Raw genomic sequence first — 17,574 nt, 5'->3', positions numbered from 1 at the left:
ACACAGATCAATTGGAGGAAAGAAATGGAACATACCCACAAGCCGTCCGTGCTGATCGTCGGCGGCGGCATCGGCGGCATGGCCGCCGCGCTGTCCCTGTCGCGCCTGGGGCTGGCCGTCACCGTGCTGGAACAGGCGTCGGCGCTGGGCGAGATCGGCGCCGGCATCCAGCTGGCGCCCAACGCCTTCGCCGCGCTCGATGCCCTGGGCGTGGGCGAACGCACGCGTGCCAAGGCCGTGTTCACGGAGCGCCTGGTGATGATGGACGCCGTCGACGCGACCGAGGTAGGCACCTTTGTCGTCGACGCGGCCTTCCGCGAGCGCTTCAGCAATCCCTATGCCGTGATCCACCGCGCCGACATCCACGGCGCCATCCTCGACGCCGTGCGCATTTCGCCGCTGATCACCTTTGTGACGTCGTCGCAGGTGACGGACGTGGTGGAAGATGCGGACGGCGTCACCGTGCAGGATGCGGCGGGGCGCAGCTTCCGCGCCGATGCGCTGATTGGCTGCGACGGCGTCAAGTCCGTGATCCGCGAGCGCATCGTGGGCGACCAGGTCCGCGTTTCCGGCCATGTGGTCTACCGCGCCGTGGTGCCGGCGGCCGACATGCCGTCCGACTTGCGCTGGAACGCGCCCGTTGTCTGGGCCGGGCCGAACTGCCACCTCGTGCACTACCCGCTGCGCAATGGCGAGCAATACAACCTGGTGGTGACCTTCCACAGCCGCGAGCAGGAAGAATGGAGCGTCACGGACGGCAGCAAGGAAGAAGTGCTGTCCTACTTCGACGGCGTCCATGCGCAGCCGCGCCAGCTGCTGCACAAGCCGACATCATGGAAACGCTGGAGCACGGCCGACCGCGACCCCGTCGCCAACTGGAGCACGAAGCGCATGACCTTGCTGGGCGACTCGGCCCACCCGATGCTGCAATACCTGGCGCAGGGCGCCTGCATGGCGCTGGAAGACGCCGTGACCCTGGGCGAAGCCGTGCGTGCATGCGACTTCGACATGGCTGCCGCCTTCCAGCTGTACCAGCGTTCGCGCATCGCCCGCACGGCGCGCGTGGTGCTGTCGGCCCGCGAGATGGGCCGGCTGTACCACGTCAAAGGCGTCGAGCGCCTGGTGCGCAATGACCTGTGGCGCGGTCGCACGCCCGCGCAATTCTATGAGGCGCTGGCCTGGCTGTATGGCTGGACGGCGCAAACCTGTCTGGCCACCACCGAGAAGGAGGCAGCATGACTTCCCATCAAACGCCCGAACGCGAAGCTTTATATGAAGCCCTGAGCGGCATGCATTTGTCGCCGCTGTGGCAATCCTTGCACACCCTCGTGCCGCCCCATCCGACGGCGCCGTATGCTCCCGCCCTGTGGCGTTATGCCGACATCGCGCCGCAGCTGGCGCGCGCCGGCGAAGTCATCACGGCCCACGAAGCCGTGCGCCGCGTGCTGGTGCTGGAAAATCCGGCCTTGTCTGGCCGCGCGTCCATCACGCAATCGCTGTACGCGGGCCTGCAGCTGATTTTGCCGGGTGAAGTGGCGCCCTCGCACCGCCACAGCCAGTCCGCGTTGCGCTTTGTGATCGAAGGGCAGGGCGCCTACACGACGGTGGCGGGTGAGCGCACCACCATGCACCCGGGTGACTTCATCATCACGCCGTCTTGGACCTGGCATGACCATGGCAACCTGGGTATCGACGGCGTCTGCGAGCCGGTGGTGTGGCTCGATGGCCTCGACATTCCCATGCTGCGCTATTTCGACTCGGGTTTCGCGGAAAACGACACGGAAGACAGCCAGACCGTCACCCGCCCGGAAGGCCAGAGCCTGGCCCGCTACGGCTGCAACATGGCGCCCGTGAAGCAGTTGCACCAGGGCGCGACCTCGCCCATCTTCAACTACCCGTATGCCCGTTCGCGCGAGGCGCTGGAGCTGCTGTCGCGCACGGACGCCATCGACGACTGGCACGGCTACAAGCTGCGCTACACGAATCCGCTGACGGGCGGCTCGCCCATGCCCACCATGGCCACCTTCCTGCAGCTGCTGCCGAAAGGGTTTGCCGGCAAGCGCGCGCGCAGCACGGACGGCACCGTCTACAGCGTCGTCGAAGGCCGCGGCAAGGTGACGATAGACGCGCAGGTGTTTGACTTCGCCCCGCGCGACACCTTCGTCGTGCCGTCGTGGGCCCTTGTCTCCTTCGACTGCCCGCTGGACGACGTCGTGCTGTTCAGTTTTTCCGACCGCCCAGTGCAGCTTGCCATGGGCGTACTGCGCGAGCAGTTTTTGACCGATTGATTTTTCACACAGGATTTCACCATGACCAACTTCATCTTCGCCCCTCAAGCCATCGCCGGCCTGCCCATCGTCGGCGGCGACAGCCAGTTTCCCGTGCGCCGCATCTACTGCGTGGGCCGCAACTACGCCGCCCATGCGCGCGAAATGGGCTTCGATCCGGACCGCGAACCGCCATTCTTCTTTTGCAAGCCGAATGACGACAAGTCTGTCGTACCCGTGCCGCCCGGCGTGACGGCCACCGTGCCATATCCGGCACAGACGTCGAACTACCATCACGAGATCGAACTGGTGGTCGCCATCGGCAAGGGCGGCAGCAATATCGCCCTGGAGGACGCGGCGTCGCACATCTTCGGCTATGGCGTGGGCCTGGACATGACGCGGCGCGACCTGCAGATGCGCATGCGCGAACAGGGGCGGCCATGGGAAATCGGCAAGGCCTTCGACTATTCGGCGCCCATCGGCGCGCTCACGCCCATCGCGGCGTCCGGCGAGATCACCACGGGCGCCATCGTGCTGGAAGTCGACGGCAAGGTCGTGCAGACAAGCGATTTGACGCACCTGATCTGGTCCGTCAATGAAGTCATCGCCAATCTGTCGACCCTGTTCGAACTGCAGCCGGGCGACATCATCATGACGGGCACGCCCGAAGGCGTGGGCGCCGTCACCGCCGGCCAGACGATGGATGCGCGCATAGACGGTTTGACGCCGATCACCGTCGCCGTCAAGTAAACCACCGGGCCAGCGCGGCACAGATCGCGCAGCCCAAGCGAACAATAACAACGGAGACAAGATAATGACTACCCACGCCGGCACCGACGTCCAGCACTTCCTCGACAGCCACCCGTTTTCCCGCTACCAGAAACTGATCCTCTGGCTATGCTTTCTGATCGTCGCCATCGACGGTTTCGACACGGCCTCGATCGGCTTCATCGCGCCGGCCATCCGCGCCGAGTGGGGCTTGACTCCCGCCGCGCTGGCGCCCCTGTTCGGCGCAGGGCTGTTTGGCCTGATGGCGGGGTCGTTCCTGTTCGGACCCCTGGCCGACCGCTATGGCCGGCGTCCCGTGCTGATCGTCTCCGTGGCCTTCTTCGGCGCGGCCAGCCTGCTGTCGGCCTGGTCGACGGATCTGACCATGCTGCTGGTGCTGCGCTTCCTCACGGGGCTGGGCCTCGGCGGCGCCATGCCCACGTCGGTGACCATGACGTCCGAATACTGCCCGCAGCAGCGCCGTTCCGGCCTCGTGACCATGATGTTCTGCGGCTTTACCATCGGTTCCGCGCTGGGCGGCCTGGCGTCGGCGCAACTGCTGCACCTGATCGGCTGGCGCGGCGTGCTGATGCTGGGTGGCGCCTTGCCGTTGCTGCTGGTGCCAGTGCTGCTGCTGGCGCTGCCGGAGTCCTTGCGCTGGCTGGTCTTGAAGGGGCGCGACGGCAGCCAGGCCATCATGCGCCGTATCGCACCCACCCTGGCCGTCTTGCCGCGCCTCGTCGTCAGCGACAAGAAACTGGCCGGTTCGCCCATGGCGGAACTGTTCCGCCCCGGCGTGCTCGGCGGCACCTTGCTGCTGTGGTCAACGTTTTTCATGAGTTTATTGATCATTTACCTGCTGTCGAGCTGGATGCCGACCTTGCTCAACGGTAATGGCCTGTCCTTGTCGAACGCTTCGCTCGTGACGATGATGTTCCAGGTGGGCGGCACCGTCGGCGCCATCATGCTGGGCCGCTGGATGGACCGCTACAGTCCCCATAAAGTACTGAGCATCGCCTACCTTGCGGCCGCCGGCTGCATCATCGTCGTGGCCCTGTCGGGCAGCAGCCTGGCCTTGCTGGTGCTGGCCGTGTTTGGCGTGGGTTTTGGCGTCAGTGGTTCGCAAGTGGGCGCCAATGCGCTGGCCGCCGCGTTTTACCCGACATCGAGCCGCGCCACGGGTGTCAGTTGGGCCGCGGCCGTGGGCCGCAGCGGCTCCGTGCTCGGCTCCATGGCCGGTGGCCTGATGCTGACCCTGAAACTTGATAACGAAACCATCTTCTTTTTGCTGGCCATTCCCGCCGTGCTGGCGTCCCTGGCCTTGCTGGCCATGGGCCGCCTGATGCGCACCCGGAATGCCGCCGGCGCCGTTCCTGTCACCCTGAAAGAAAGCACCGTATGAAATTGCATGGCTATTACCGCAGCTCCGCGTCCTATCGCGTGCGCATCGCGCTGAACCTGAAAAACCTGCATCCCGACACGGCGTATGTGCACCTGAGCCGCAATGGCGGCGAGCAGTTTACGCCGGCGTTTTCCAGCCTGAACCCGCAGCACCTGCTGCCCGTGCTGGAGGACGGCGGCGCCGTGCTGACCCAATCACTGGCCATCATCGAATACCTGGACGAGACGCAGGAGGGGAAAAAGCTGCTGCCGGCCGATGCCCTGGGCCGCGCCCGCGTGCGTCAGCTGGCCATGGTGTGCGCCTGCGACATCCATCCGCTCAACAACCTGCGCGTCCTCAATTACCTGACGGGACCCCTGGCCCTGTCGCAGGCGCAGAAAAACGCGTGGTACCAGCACTGGACCCATCTGGGCCTGGCCGCGCTGGAAGCGGAACTGGCAAATAGTCCCCACACGGGCCGCTTCTGCCATGGCGACACGCCCACCCTGGCCGATTGCTGCCTGGTGCCGCAGGTATACAACGCGCTGCGCTTCCAGTGCGACCTGGCGCCGTATCCCACGATACGCCGCATCGTCGCGCACTGCGAGGCGCTGCCGGCATTTCGCGAAGCGCACCCCGATGCGCAGCCAGACGCAGAATAAACCACAATAAACGGAGACAAGCATGAGAAAAATCAACGCCATCACCATGGCGCTGCTGGGCACGTGCGCCTGCAGCACCGCCTATGCGCAAGGCAGCGTCACCCTGTATGGAGTGCTCGACAGTTCGCTGGCCTACACGACGAATGCCAACGCGGCCGGCGACAGCGTCACCAAGATGCCCACCTTGACCGGTTCATTGCCGTCGCGTTTCGGCTTCAAGGGCGTGGAAGACCTGGGCGGTGGCTTGCAGGCGATCTTTGCGCTGGAATCGGGCTTCGGCGTCGATACGGGCGTCGCGGGGCAAGGCGGGAGACTGTTCGGCCGCCAGTCGTGGGTGGGCCTGAAGGGCCGCTATGGCAGCGTGATGCTGGGGCGGCAGATGAACATGTCGTTCTGGGCCACGCAAAAGTCCGACATCATGGGGCCGGCCCTGTTTTCCATCAGCAGTCTCGATCTGTACCTGCCGAACGCCCGCAGCGACAACGCCATCGGTTACCTGGGCACGTTTTCCGACGTGACCGTGGGCGCCACCTACAGCCTGGGGCGCGATGCCTCGGCGGCGGGCGGGCCGGCAGCTACGGGCTGCGCGGGCGAAGTGGCGGGCAATGCCAAGGCCTGCCGCCAGATTACCGCCTTGCTGGGCTACGACACGGGCCGCGACGGCGCCACGGCGTCGTACGACATCATGTACGGCAACGCAGGCGCGGCCAACGGCCTCACGTCGAGCCGCCACTTCGACCGCCGCGTGATCGCCAGTGCCTATGCCATGTTTGATCAACTGAAAATCGGCGGCGGCATCATCGACCGCACCATCCGGGCCGCCGGGGGGGCCGTCGACTCGCAACTGCTGTATGTGGGCGCCGCCTGGCCGCTCGCGCCAGCGCTGGTGCTTGACGGCCAGGTGGCCAAACTGGCCGTGAAGGACAGCCCGAACGATGCCACCCTGGCCACCGCGCGCCTGACCTATCACCTGTCCAAGCGCACGGCCATCTACGGCGCCATCGGCCGCATGGACAACGATGGCGCGGCGGCCGTGGCGCTGGACGCGGGCGGCACGGTGGGTGCGGGGCGCACGCAGAATGGCGTGATGGCGGGCGTGCGCCATTTCTTCTGACGTCCTATGAGCTGCCTTGCATGTCGTGCCGGTAGCGCGCCGGCGGCAGCTCGAACTGGGTCTTGAAGAAGCGGGTGAACGCGCTTTGCGAGGAAAAGCCCAGGCGTTCGCCGATTTCCACCACGCTCAGACTCGTTTCGCGCAGCAAACGGCGCGATTCGCGGCTTTTGGCGCGCAGTTCCAGTGCGCGGAACGATGTTTGCTCCTGCTGCAGCTGGCGCTGCAAGGTCCAGCGGTTCATCGCCAGGCCGTCGCACAGGGCCGGCAGCAGCGCGGCGCTATCGGCATCTCCTGCGCCTTGCCGGCCCAGCAGATCGATGATGGCTTGCTCCACGCGGGCCGAAAATAGCTGCGCGCCCTGCAACTGCTGTAATTGCCCCTGCGCGTGCCGCAGCGCGTGCGGCGCCAGCATGGCGTTGAACTGGACGAAGGGCCGGTCCAGCGCCGGCGCGTCAAACGTCAGCGTGTTGCGCGCCTGACCAAAGGTGGCGGCGGCGCCGAAGCACTCGGCAATGGCCGGCGCGAACCACGGCGCTTTGCCATGGAAGCCGGCATGGAAGGCGGTGGCCGCGCCATCGTCGTAGGCGCGCGCCACCAGCGACAGCATGCGGAAATTGGCCAGCGCCTGCATGGCGCCTCCCAGCGGGCAGAACTCGGACAGGTATTCGATCTCGATGCGCGTGCCATTTTCGCTCATCAGCATGAAGTCGAATTCGCCGATCAGGCCCCGCAAGTGCAGCAGCTCGTGCAGCGCGCTGCGCAGGGTGGGGCGGTTGAAGCAGACGTGGGCGATGCCGGAGTAATGCGCGAACCAGTGCGTCACGTCGAGGTCGAGAATCGCCCGGTGCTGCGGCAGTTGCTGCGCATAAGCCGTCATGCGGCGGTGCCGCTCGGCGTTGATGCGCCCGCCAGGCTCGTTCAGCTGCGCCGGCGTGATGCCGGTCTGCCGGAAGAAGTCGGCGGGGTCGTGCCCATCGGCTTGCATGGCGCGCGCGCATTGCTGCGCAATCCGGTTCGAAACCGTGCGCGTATCGGGTTTGTGCAAGGGTGTCTCCTGCTTGTTGTAGTAATTTTTCACAAATATTAGCACTTTGTAGGAGATTGTTGGTTGTCATGCCGTCTAACCAAAAATTGTTCTCGCGGGTATAAAACGCGTGCTGTGCGGTCAAGAAACTCACGCATTCTCACGCTATATTGATTTCGGGCTGGCCCTGATGCCACCCGGATACCTACAAAAACAGTCTTGGAGATAATGATGAATTGCACTATGAAACCGATGGCCCGCATGGTCGCCGGCTGCGTCGCCACGCTTGCCCTGGCCGCCTGCGGCAATAACGGCAGCGAGCAATACACGCAGCCCGTGTTTGGCGCCACCACCTACAGCCAGATCCAGGTCGACGGCTATACCTTCAAAGACATGAACCGCAACGGCAAGATCGACCCGTATGAAGACTGGCGCCTGCCAGCCGAAGCGCGTGCCGACGACCTGCTGGCGCGCATGACCCTCGATGAAAAAGCGGGCCTGATGATGCATGGCACGGCGCCCACCGTGTCCGACCCTTCCGGCATCGGCCTGGGCGGCGCGTATGACTTGACGGCCCTGCAAGACCTGATCGTCAAGCAGTACGTCAACACCTTCATTACCCGCATGGCGGGCGATACGGCCAATATGGCGGCCCAGTACAACAAGGTGCAGGCAATCAGCGAAACCTCGCGCCATGGCATTCCCGTGTCCATCAGCACGGACCCGCGCCACCATTTCCAGTACACGGTGGGCGCCAGCGCCGGCACCAAGGGATTTTCCCAGTGGCCGGAAACCCTGGGCCTGGCCGCCATCGGCGACGATGCGCTGGTGCGCCGCTTCGGCGACATCGCGCGCCAGGAATACCTGGCCGTCGGCATCACGCAGGCCCTGTCGCCGCAGGCGGACCTGGCCACCGAGCCGCGCTGGTCGCGCATCAACGGCACCTTTGGCGAAGATGCGGATCTGGCCAAGCGCATGGTGCAGCACTATATCGAGGGCTTCCAGGATGGGAACACGGGCCTGCATGACGGCAGCGTGGTAGCTGTCGTCAAGCACTGGGTCGGCTACGGCGCCACGAAAGAGGGCTACGACGGCCACAATTACTATGGCCGCTACATGACTTACCCGGGCAACAACTTTGCCTACCACGTGAAGCCGTTCGAAGGCGCGTTCACGGCCAAGGCGGCCTCCGTCATGCCGACCTACGCTCTGCCGGACGGCAATATCACCATCGACGGCATCACCTTGGAGCAGGTGGCGGCCGGTTTCAGCAAGACCATGCTGACGGATCTGCTGCGCGGAAAATACGGCTTCGAGGGTGTGATCCTGTCCGACTGGGGCATCACTTCCGACTGCGACGCCAATTGCCGCAATGGCACGGCGCCGGGCGTGGCGCCTTCCTTCATCGGCTTCGGCACGCCGTGGGGCATGGAAGACGCCACCAAGGCCGAGCGCTATGTCAAGGCCGTGACGGCCGGGATGGACCAGTTTGGCGGCGTGACGGAAGCGCCCTACCTGACGCAAGCCGTGCAGCGGGGCCAGCTGACGGAAGCGCGCATCAACGCGTCGGCGCGGCGCATCCTGATCCAGAAATTCAAGCAGGGCCTGTTCGAGCATCCGTTCGTCGATGCGGCCAAGGCGGCCACCACGGTGGGCAAGGCGGACTTCATCGAGGCAGGCCTGGAGGCCCAGCGCCGCTCGCTGGTTCTGCTGGAGAACAAGGAAAAGGTCTTGCCGCTGGCGGCCAACGTCAAGAAAGTCTACCTGTACGGCATCGATGCGGCCGTGGCGCAGCAGTATGGCTACACGGTGGTCGCCACGCCGCAGGAAGCGGACGTGGCCCTGCTGCGCGTGGCCGCGCCGTATGAAATCCTGCATCCGAACTACATCTTCGGCAGCATGCAGCACGAAGGGCGCCTGAACTATGTCGATGGCGACGCCGACTACGAGGCGATCAAGAACGCGGCGAAGTTCGCGCCGAAGACGGTGGTCACCGTGTACCTGGACCGCCCGGCCATCCTCGGCAACGTGGAGGACAAGGCCAGCGCCATCCTCGCCAACTTCGGCGTGAGCGACGGCGCGCTGTTCGATGTCCTGACGGGCAAGGCCAAGCCGCAAGGCAAGCTGCCGTTCGAACTGCCTTCGTCGATGGCCGAAGTGCAGGTGCAGAAATCGGACGTGCCGTATGACACGGCCCATCCGCTGTACAAGTTCGGCTACGGGCTGGCGTACTAAAACGCTGCTGTTCAGGCTTGCTGGCGCCAGGCTTGGCTGTCGAGCGCGTCGAGGAAGCGCGCGGCGGGCCAGTCCTGCGCCAGCGCTTCGTGCATGAGCTGCTGCTGCGTGGGCGGCGCCATGCCGCCGATCGGTTGATCACGATCAAGGTTGCTGGGGAAGGCATAGCCTTCTGCGCAGGCGGCAATCGCGTGAACAATCCCATCGGCGGACAGGGTTTCCTCTGCCCGCAAGGCCTGCAGGGCCGGATACAGCGCGGCGCTCATGGCGCGGCGGTCCAGCGCTTCCATGGCGCGACCGAACGGCGACGACACTTGCAGCAGGTTGGCCATGCGGCGGATGTCGGGCGAGCGGTTGTGGCCCGCCGCATGGAACAGGGCGGGGTTGAAGAAGACGGCGTCGCCTTGTGACAGCGGCAGCTGCACGCAATGCCGGGCAAAATAGTCGCGGAAAGGCCGCTGCTGCCAGGCGAGGAAACCGGCCTGGTAGCGCTGCGAATAGGGCAGGTACAGGGTGGGGCCGGATGCCAGCGGCATGTCGCAGTGGGCGACGGCGCCCTGCAAGGTCAGGAGAGCCGACATCTGGTGCACGGGCGCGGGATAGGCGGCGCAGCTGGCGGCGCTCTGGAAGCCCAGGTGATAGTCGCGGTGCGGCGCCTGGGCCGCCCCGCCCGGGTTGACGACGTTCACTTGCGCCGTCATCTGGTAGGCGGGACCGAGCCAGGCCTCGGCGATCCACGCGAAGACGGGATTGCTGTAATAGCGCGCGAACGCTTCGGGCGCGCGCAGACACAGTTTTTGCTGGGCGTTCCAGATACGGTCATTCGCGCCCGGTTTGGCGAAATGGTCGCCGCCCGCCTGGCCGCTCGCGTGCTGTTCGGCGATCAGTGCGCGAAACACGCCGCTCACCTGTTCCAGCGTCGCCGTGTCGTCGATGGCGCGCTGGAGCACGATGACGCCGGGGCCATCCATCAGCGCCTTGCCCCATTCAGCCTGCAGCGCGCGCAGCGACGCCTTGCTGGCGGCCAGTGCACGCACCTGGTCGCAATCGTAGACGAGAATATTTTCTTTCACCGCAGTGGCGTGGGGATAGTCGGCCAGCGCCGTGCCTTGGCTGACGGTGCGGATGAAGTCATCGAGCTGGCAGTCTTGCTGCGACAGCCAGAAGGGCGCGGGCGGCGCGGCGTCTTGGGTGATCATGCGGTGTCTCCGTTGTTTAAGTTGTAGAATCAGTATAGGGATGAAAATCCGCTTTTTTCATCAGGAAATCCATCAAAAAACCATCAAAAAGTTATTTAATAGAATGGACATGGCATGACGCATCCGTTTCCCGTCAAGGTCGTGGCGCTGCAGGCCGGCGTCAGCGTGGCCACCGTCGACCGCGTGATCAAGCAGCGCGGCGGCGTGCATGCCAATACGGTGCGCCGCGTGATGCAGGCGCTCGATGAACTGGCGCGGCAAAGCACGCAGGTGGGCCTGTCCGGCAGAAAATTCATGCTCGACGTGCTGATGGTGGCGCCGCGCCGCTTTACGGACGCCGTACGTGCAGCGCTGGAGGCGGAGCTGCCATCCTTGCATCCGGCCGTGCTGCGCTCGCGCTTTCACCTGCATGAAACCCTGGAGGTGGATGGCATCGTCGAGCAGCTCGAACGCATCCGCAAGAACGGCAGCCACGGCGTGCTGCTGAAAGCACCGGACTTGCCGCCCGTGGCCGAGGCGGTGGGCCGGCTGGCTGCGGCCGGCATCCCCGTGGTGACCCTGGTGACGGACTTGCCAGCGTCCGCGCGCCGCAGCTATGTGGGCATGGATAACCGCGCCGCAGGGGAGACGGCTGCTTACCTGATCGGCCAGTGGCTGGGCAGCGCGAGAAAGAAACAGCAGGTGCTGGTGACCCTGAGCAGCAACCGCTTTCATGGCGAGGAAGAGCGCGAGATCGGCTTTCGCCGCGCGCTGCGCGAACGGCACCGCCATTTATCCATCGTCGAAGTGAGCGAAGGCCACGGCATCGATGGCGCCACGGGCGCGCTGGTGCGCCAGGCTCTGGCCGCGCATCCCGCCATCGCCGCCGTTTATTCGATCGGCGGCGGCAATGCCGCCATCGTGCGGGCATTCGCGCAGGCGGACCGGCCCTGCCAGGTCTTCATCGGTCATGACCTGGACGCGGACAACGTGGCGCTGCTCAAGTCGGGCGCCATCCAGGCCGTGCTGCACCATGACCTGGGCCAGGACATGCGCCGCGCCTGCCAAGAGGTGCTGCGGGCGCAGGGCGCGCTGCCGGCCCTGGCGCAGCCGGCGCCCTTGTCCTCCATCCAGGTGGTCACGCCGTGGAATCTGCCCGCGTTGAATTGCCTGACTTGATTGCCGTTTTCTCCGCTCGAACTGATGGTGAGCCGCTACCTCTGTTACGGCGCGCTGATAGCGGCGGAAGGACGGGCGTAGCGAAAAATACATCGTTGCCAGCCTGCCGTTTGCACTGGGCGGGCCGTATAATGACCTTCATTTGCCGGCCATCCAGGGAGTTCCGCTTGCAGCTACCGATCCGTTATCCGAACATGCCGCAACTGCTGCTGAAGGCCCGCGACAGCCTGCTCCAGCATTTCCGTCCCATCCTCAATCACTTCGGCGTGACGGAGCAGCAGTGGCGCATCATGCGCGCGCTGAATGAAAGTCCGACCCTGGAACCGCGCGAGCTGTGCGAGATCTGCCAGATATCGAGTCCCAGCATGAGCGGCATCCTGGCGCGGATGGAAGAAATCGGCCTGATCGGGCGCAGCAAGTTCGAAGGCGACCAGCGCCGCCGCAAGGTGCACCTGTCGGAAGCGGGCGCCAGTTTGCTGATGCAGATGGGTAAGCTCATCGACCTGCAATATGCCCACCTGGAAGCGGCCTATGGCAAGCAGGTGTTCGAAGACATGCGCCGCACCCTGGAAGCCTTCATTGCCCTCGAAACTTTGCCGGTGGCGCCCGCCATCCTGCGCTGAACTTCCCAGTTCCTCCGTTTTTCTGTCTGCCTGGATATCCACAGGGCGCGTGTTTTCCGACACGCGCCGCCGCTGCTTTCCCCATATCTGTTCCGCGTATTTCCGCACGTTGCGGGGCGTGCGGCCGCACGCCTGCCGATTTTGCTATAAGACACAAGAAAGTTTTGCTATAAGACTACGCCTTACAGTCAATTACTTACATGTTAGTAAATAAGCGTATAATTTGCCTCACTTGATCCAAATCAAGAAGAACAGCGGACGCCCGTATCAATGGATGGGGCGGCAACGCGGCGCCACGCCCGTATTTCGCCAGATAAAACAGGAAAGTCAGGAAAAAAATGAATACACCATGCATGCGCGCTGCGGCGCTGGCCATTTCCACGCTCATCGGCGCAAACGTTTGCGCCCAAAGCAATGTCACCATTTACGGCGTCGTCGATGCGGCCACCGCCTACGCCAGCAACCAGGGCGGCAAGTCGAATACCTACATGCGCAGCGGTAACTTGTCTGCCAGCAAGATCGGTTTCCAGGGTGTGGAAGACCTGGGCGGGGACCTGAAGGCGCTGTTCCTGCTGGAAAACGGTTTTGAAAGCGACACGGGCGCCATGAGTTCCGCCGGTACCCTGTTCAACCGCCAGGCTTACGTGGGCTTGCAATCGACCGCTTACGGCAGCGTGACGGCCGGCCGCCAGTACACGCCGTACTACCTGCTGGTGGGCTCGCTGGCGTCGAGCAATGTCTTGACGGGAGCCACCGGCGCCCACCCGGGCGATATCGACGGCCTTGATACGACCGTGCGCATCAGCAATTCCGTCACCTACAGCATGCCCGCCTGGCGTGGCCTGCAAGCCAGCGCACAATACGGCTTTGGCGAGGCGGCCGACGGCAATGCCGTGGGCAGCAGCTTCAGCGCCGCCGTCAAATACAGCACTGCGCCGGCCGAATTCGCGCTCGGCTACCTGAAACTGAAAAATGGACAGAATGGCGCCGGCTGGAGCGACAACGCATCGGGCAGCTTTGGCATCTCCGCCATCAACCAGGGCTACGCCTCGGCGGAAAGCATCGCGTTCATCGCCGCCAGCGCGCGCTACACCATGGGCAAGTGGATGGTGGGCGCCAACGCCAGCAACGTGCAATACCAGGCGGGCAGCCGCTCGGCCTTCTGCGACACGGCCATCTTCAACACGGCCGGCCTGATCTCGAGCTACCAGCTGACGCCGCAATGGTTCCTGTCCGCCGGCTATAGCGACACCTTCGCCAGCCACGCCAACGGCGTGTCGGACCGCGCGCGCTACCGCCAGCTGTCGTTCGAACAGAATTATGCGCTGTCGAAGCGCACGGCGATCTACCTGATCGAAGCGCGCCAGCTGGCGCGCGGCCAGACCCTGGGCCAGGACGGCGCCATCGTCAACGCCGTCGCTTCGGTCGGCGATTCGCAAAACGGCACGCCGTCGTCGAATGGCGGGCAGACGGTGGTCATGGTCGGTCTCAAGCATTCTTTCTGAACGGTTGCTGAACTCACGGGAGCTTCAATTGGACGCTACATATCACAAGGAGGGCCGCGGCCCTCTGAATCCCGGCCGCCGCATGGTGCTGGCCGGTTTGCTGTCGGCGTCGGCCGCGGCGCTGATTCCCTGGGCGCTGGCCGCACCGGTCGCCAATGCGGAGCAGGGCGCATTCCTGGGCGTGTCGGCCATGCTGGTCGGGCGCCAGGTGCTCGACCCCGTGCTGGCCAAGCGCCTGTATGACGCACTGGTGGCGCAGGACGCCGCCTTCCCGGCGAAGGTGCGCGCGCTGCTGGCGTTGATCAACGCGCAGGGCTTGCAGGCGGCCGGCCTGCAGGAAGCGCTCGACGGGCTCGATCCGGCCCAGTCGCCGCTGGCGGCCTTGCCGCGCCAGATCGCCAGCGCCTGGTACCTGGGCATCGTCGGCACGGGCGAGGCGGCCGTCTGCGTCGCCTACGAGCAGGCGCTGAACGCTGCCGTCGTGGCCGACGTGCTCAAGCCTCCCACGTATTCCTACGGCGCCTACGGCAGCTGGGCCAGAAAACCAATTTAAGGAGCCATCATGGCTGAAGAACTCTCCGCCGATTACCTCGTGATCGGCTCCGGCATCATCGGTTCCCTGGCCGCGCGCAAGCTCGCGCTGGCGGGTGCCTCGGTGCTGATCCTGGAAGCGGGGCCGCGCGTGTCGCGCGGCGAAATCGTCGCCCGTTTCCGCAACACGACGCGCCGCAGCGACTGGATGTCGCCGTATCCGTCGGTGGCCACGGCGCCGCACCCGATCTACCAGCCGAAGGATAACGGCCACCTGGTGCAGGCCGGCCCGTATCCGTACCCGGCCGAATACATCCGCCAGTTCGGCGGCACCTCGTGGCACTGGGCCGCGCAGGCGTGGCGCAATGTGCCGAACGATTTCCGCATCCATACCCTGTATGGCGTGGGCGTCGACTGGCCGATCAGCTATGCAGATCTGGAACCGTTCTACCAGGAAGCGGAAGAAATCATGGGCGTCTCGGGTGCCGACAATACGGGTTCGCCGCGCAAGCAGGCCTTCCCGATGGAGCCCGTGACGGAGCCGTACGCCATGCGCCGCATTCGCGAACGCCTCGACCCGTCGTTCAAGGTCGTCGGCAACACGGTGGCGCGCAACAGCGCCAGCTACGATGGCCGCCCGGCCTGCTGCGGCAACAACAGCTGCCAGCCGATCTGCCCTATCGACGCGCAATACCACGGCGGCATCGCCGCGCAGCAGGCGGAAGACGCGGGCGTCAAGATCGTCTGCAACGCCAACGTCTACAAGCTGGAACACGATGCGCAGGGCCGCATCACGGCCGCGCTGTACTATGACGTCGACAAGAAGAGCCACCGCGTTACGGCCAAGACCTTTATTCTGGCGGCCAACGGCATCGAAAGCCCGCGCTTGCTGCTCGTTTCCGCTTCGGAGAAATACCCGAACGGCCTGGCCAACAGCAGCGACATGGTAGGCCGCAACCTGATGGACCACCCGAGCACCTCGATCACCTTCGACGCCGATGAAGACCTGTGGCTGGGCCGGGGCCCGCAAAGCCCCAATTCCATCAACACCATGCGCGATGGCGACTTCCGCAGCCAGCATTCGCCGTACCGCCTGGATTTCACGAACATTTCGAGAGTCGATGGCGCCACCAGGGAACTGATCGGCAAGGGCGTGTTTGGCGAAGAGTTCGAACAGCAGCTGCGTTTCCGCTCGGCCCGTGAAATGAGCCTGAAAAACGTGCTGGAAGTGCTGCCGAACCCGGAAAACCGCATTGCCCTCAGCAGTGAAAAGGATGCCATGGGCATCCCCAAGCCGCAGGCGCATTATGCGATCGATGAGTACACCAAGCGTGGCCACGAGCGTTCGAAGCAGGATTTCGAGCAGATCGCCAAGCTGATGGGCGGCACCAATCTGCGCCACAGCAAGGAAGGCGTGTTCGCCAACAACCAGCACATCTGCGGCACCCTGTCGATGGGTTCCGACCCGGCCAAGGCCGTGTGCGACCAGTGGGGCCGCACGTTTGATCATGCCAACCTGTTCCTGTGCAGCACCGGCGTGCTGCCCACGTCCGGCACCTGCAATTCGACGGAAAACGGCCTGGCCGTGGCGCTGCGCACCGTCAAGCACATCCTCGATGAACAGCAGGGAGGAACGGCATGATGGCGGCCTACCGACTGGCGGCGGGTGCCGCCTTGCTATCCCTTGCGGCCTTGCCGGTGCTGGCGGCGCAAGCGCCGGGCGCGGACGTGCAGTCGATCGAACGTGGCCGCTACCTGGCCACGGCGGGCGACTGCATCGCCTGCCATAGCGTACCTGGCGGCAAACCGATGGCGGGCGGCCTGGCCCTGGCCACGCCATTGGGGGCCATTGTCGCCACCAACATCACGCCGTCGACAACGCATGGCATCGGCAACTACACGCTCAAGCAGTTTTCCGACGCCGTGCGCCATGGCGTGCGGGCCGATGGCGCGCACCTGTATCCGGCCATGCCCTACACGGCCTACGCCAAGGTGACGGATGACGATACGGCCGCCCTGTACGCCTACTTCATGCATGGCGTGGCGGCGGTGGACACGGCGCCGGCGCAAACGACGGACTTGCCGTTCCCGTTCAACATCCGCCTGTCGATGGCGGGCTGGAATCTGCTCTTCCTCGACAAGAAGCCCTTCGTGGCCGATGCGTCGAAAAGCATGGAGTGGAACCGCGGCGCCTACCTGGCACAAGGCCTGGCCCACTGCACCACGTGCCACACGCCGCGCAATGCGCTGATGGCCGAGCAACTGTCGAAGGAGCTGGGCGGGGCCGACCTGGGCACTTGGTACGCGCCGAACATCACGTCGGACGCCAACAGCGGAGTGGGCGGCTGGAGCCAGCAGGAACTGGCCGGCTACCTGCGCACGGGCCGCGCGGCCAACAAGGCGCAGGCGGCCGGACCGATGGCCGAAGCCATCGACCATAGCCTGAAGCACCTGAGCGATGCGGACTTGAACGCCATCGCGCACTACATCAAGAGCGTGCCCGCCATCCGCGACAAGGCGGACGTGAAGCCTGTGACGCAATGGGGCCAGGCGGGCGACGAGTTGAGCAGCATACGCGGCGTGCCGCTGCCGCAAAATCTGAACAGGATGTCGGGCGCGCAGCTGTACGATGCGCAGTGCGCCAGCTGCCACCAGGCCAGGGGCGAGGGCAGTTTCGACGGCAGCTTGCCGCCGCTGTTCCACAACTCGGTGACGGGCCGCAGCAACAGCAACAACCTGGTGATGGCGATCCTCGATGGCGTCGAGCGGCAGGATGGCAGGGGTGCCCATGCGGGTCATTTGATGCCTGCCTTCCGCCAGACCCTGTCGGACGAGCAGATCGTCACCTTGGGCAATTACGTGCTGAAGATGTACGGCAATCCCGCCATCAAGGTGACGGCGGAACAGGTGACGACCTTGCGCAATGGCGGCGCGCCGTCAAACCTGATCGGCCTGGCCCGCGCGGGCATCATCGTCGGCGTGCTGGTGTTGCTGGCCTTGCTGGTATGGTGGCGGGGACGGCGGCGCAAGCCGGTGTAAGCGTGAATTGATCGCATAAGCTGGGGCCAGGCCGCAAAGTCTGGCCCTTTTTTTATGCCGCAAAAATC

15 protein-coding genes are annotated in these 17,574 nt (G+C 64.9%); 13 read left to right on the top strand and 2 right to left on the bottom strand.

What is annotated here, in order from left to right; translation table 11 throughout:
- The first annotated feature begins 24 nt into the window (after positions 1–24).
- From SJI03_RS23450 to SJI03_RS23425, 6 genes are all read left to right on the top strand, one after another.
- Positions 25–1,239 (top strand): 3-hydroxybenzoate 6-monooxygenase, encoded by a 1,215-nt coding sequence (locus tag SJI03_RS23450; protein WP_322428805.1) that lies wholly within the window; start codon positions 25–27, stop codon positions 1,237–1,239.
- The gene (gtdA, locus tag SJI03_RS23445) at positions 1,236–2,288 is read left to right on the top strand and encodes a gentisate 1,2-dioxygenase (protein ID WP_322428804.1); all 1,053 of its coding nucleotides are present in this window, start codon (positions 1,236–1,238) and stop codon (positions 2,286–2,288) included. Before SJI03_RS23450 ends, gtdA begins: the two co-directional genes overlap by 4 nt.
- A gap of 21 nt (positions 2,289–2,309) precedes the next feature.
- Positions 2,310–3,017 (top strand): fumarylacetoacetate hydrolase family protein, encoded by a 708-nt coding sequence (locus SJI03_RS23440; protein ID WP_322428803.1) that lies wholly within the window; start codon positions 2,310–2,312, stop codon positions 3,015–3,017.
- A gap of 64 nt (positions 3,018–3,081) precedes the next feature.
- Positions 3,082–4,437: an aromatic acid/H+ symport family MFS transporter gene (locus tag SJI03_RS23435; protein WP_322428802.1), complete on the top strand. Its 1,356-nt coding sequence runs from the start codon at positions 3,082–3,084 to the stop codon at positions 4,435–4,437.
- Positions 4,434–5,078 (top strand): maleylacetoacetate isomerase, encoded by a 645-nt coding sequence (gene maiA, locus SJI03_RS23430; protein ID WP_322428801.1) that lies wholly within the window; start codon positions 4,434–4,436, stop codon positions 5,076–5,078. Before SJI03_RS23435 ends, maiA begins: the two co-directional genes overlap by 4 nt.
- Positions 5,079–5,100: 22 nt before the next feature.
- On the top strand, positions 5,101–6,192 hold the full coding sequence (locus SJI03_RS23425; RefSeq protein WP_099377358.1) for a porin: 1,092 nt from the start codon (positions 5,101–5,103) through the stop codon (positions 6,190–6,192).
- A 4-nt stretch (positions 6,193–6,196) separates the two neighbouring features.
- Here the strand turns inward: SJI03_RS23425 and SJI03_RS23420 are convergent, their stop codons facing one another.
- Positions 6,197–7,237 (bottom strand): helix-turn-helix transcriptional regulator, encoded by a 1,041-nt coding sequence (locus SJI03_RS23420; RefSeq protein WP_322428800.1) that lies wholly within the window; start codon positions 7,235–7,237, stop codon positions 6,197–6,199.
- A 222-nt stretch (positions 7,238–7,459) separates the two neighbouring features.
- Here SJI03_RS23420 and SJI03_RS23415 point away from each other — a divergent pair, with 222 nt between their 5' ends.
- A complete protein-coding gene (locus tag SJI03_RS23415) occupies positions 7,460–9,451 on the top strand; it encodes a glycoside hydrolase family 3 protein (protein WP_322428799.1) in 1,992 nt (663 codons plus the stop codon).
- An 11-nt stretch (positions 9,452–9,462) separates the two neighbouring features.
- Here SJI03_RS23415 and SJI03_RS23410 read toward each other — a convergent pair whose 3' ends face one another.
- Positions 9,463–10,650 carry a phytanoyl-CoA dioxygenase family protein gene (locus SJI03_RS23410; RefSeq protein WP_322428798.1) on the bottom strand — a complete coding sequence of 396 codons (1,188 nt, stop codon included), beginning with the start codon at positions 10,648–10,650 and terminating at the stop codon, positions 9,463–9,465.
- A 114-nt stretch (positions 10,651–10,764) separates the two neighbouring features.
- On the opposite strand from SJI03_RS23410, the gene SJI03_RS23405 reads away from it, so the two are divergent.
- From SJI03_RS23405 to SJI03_RS23380, 6 genes are all read left to right on the top strand, one after another.
- Positions 10,765–11,808 (top strand): LacI family DNA-binding transcriptional regulator, encoded by a 1,044-nt coding sequence (locus SJI03_RS23405; protein WP_322428797.1) that lies wholly within the window; start codon positions 10,765–10,767, stop codon positions 11,806–11,808.
- Positions 11,809–11,975: 167 nt separating this feature from the next.
- Positions 11,976–12,431, top strand: a complete 456-nt coding sequence (gene hpaR / locus SJI03_RS23400) for a homoprotocatechuate degradation operon regulator HpaR (RefSeq protein WP_233516081.1) — start codon at positions 11,976–11,978, stop codon at positions 12,429–12,431.
- A 338-nt stretch (positions 12,432–12,769) separates the two neighbouring features.
- Positions 12,770–13,936, top strand: a complete 1,167-nt coding sequence (locus SJI03_RS23395) for a porin (RefSeq protein ID WP_322428796.1) — start codon at positions 12,770–12,772, stop codon at positions 13,934–13,936.
- A 28-nt stretch (positions 13,937–13,964) separates the two neighbouring features.
- Entirely contained in the window at positions 13,965–14,489 is a 525-nt protein-coding gene (locus SJI03_RS23390; protein WP_322428795.1) for a sugar dehydrogenase complex small subunit, read from the top strand.
- Positions 14,490–14,498: 9 nt separating this feature from the next.
- Positions 14,499–16,109, top strand: a complete 1,611-nt coding sequence (locus SJI03_RS23385; RefSeq protein WP_322428794.1) for a GMC family oxidoreductase — start codon at positions 14,499–14,501, stop codon at positions 16,107–16,109.
- Positions 16,106–17,506: a cytochrome c gene (locus SJI03_RS23380; protein WP_322428793.1), complete on the top strand. Its 1,401-nt coding sequence runs from the start codon at positions 16,106–16,108 to the stop codon at positions 17,504–17,506. Before SJI03_RS23385 ends, SJI03_RS23380 begins: the two co-directional genes overlap by 4 nt.
- Positions 17,507–17,574: the final 68 nt, after the last annotated feature.

Source organism: Janthinobacterium sp. GMG1 (assembly GCF_034427795.1).
Lineage (GTDB): Bacteria > Pseudomonadota > Gammaproteobacteria > Burkholderiales > Burkholderiaceae_D > Janthinobacterium.
The sequence above is the reverse complement of the archived record's forward strand: the minus strand, read 5'-3'. Positions and strand labels throughout refer to the sequence as shown.

What these genes read in the sequence shown, in the direction of transcription:
- SJI03_RS23450 (WP_322428805.1), top strand. Translation starts at nt 25, where the DNA reads ATGGAACATACCCACAAGCCGTCCGTGCTGATCGTCGGCGGCGGCATC.
- gtdA (WP_322428804.1), top strand. Translation starts at nt 1,236, where the DNA reads ATGACTTCCCATCAAACGCCCGAACGCGAAGCTTTATATGAAGCCCTG.
- SJI03_RS23440 (WP_322428803.1), top strand. Translation starts at nt 2,310, where the DNA reads ATGACCAACTTCATCTTCGCCCCTCAAGCCATCGCCGGCCTGCCCATC.
- SJI03_RS23435 (WP_322428802.1), top strand. Translation starts at nt 3,082, where the DNA reads ATGACTACCCACGCCGGCACCGACGTCCAGCACTTCCTCGACAGCCAC.
- maiA (WP_322428801.1), top strand. Translation starts at nt 4,434, where the DNA reads ATGAAATTGCATGGCTATTACCGCAGCTCCGCGTCCTATCGCGTGCGC.
- SJI03_RS23425 (WP_099377358.1), top strand. Translation starts at nt 5,101, where the DNA reads ATGAGAAAAATCAACGCCATCACCATGGCGCTGCTGGGCACGTGCGCC.
- SJI03_RS23415 (WP_322428799.1), top strand. Translation starts at nt 7,460, where the DNA reads ATGAAACCGATGGCCCGCATGGTCGCCGGCTGCGTCGCCACGCTTGCC.
- SJI03_RS23410 (WP_322428798.1), bottom strand. Translation starts at nt 10,650, where the DNA reads ATGATCACCCAAGACGCCGCGCCGCCCGCGCCCTTCTGGCTGTCGCAG.
- SJI03_RS23405 (WP_322428797.1), top strand. Translation starts at nt 10,765, where the DNA reads ATGACGCATCCGTTTCCCGTCAAGGTCGTGGCGCTGCAGGCCGGCGTC.
- SJI03_RS23395 (WP_322428796.1), top strand. Translation starts at nt 12,770, where the DNA reads ATGAATACACCATGCATGCGCGCTGCGGCGCTGGCCATTTCCACGCTC.
- SJI03_RS23385 (WP_322428794.1), top strand. Translation starts at nt 14,499, where the DNA reads ATGGCTGAAGAACTCTCCGCCGATTACCTCGTGATCGGCTCCGGCATC.
- SJI03_RS23380 (WP_322428793.1), top strand. Translation starts at nt 16,106, where the DNA reads ATGATGGCGGCCTACCGACTGGCGGCGGGTGCCGCCTTGCTATCCCTT.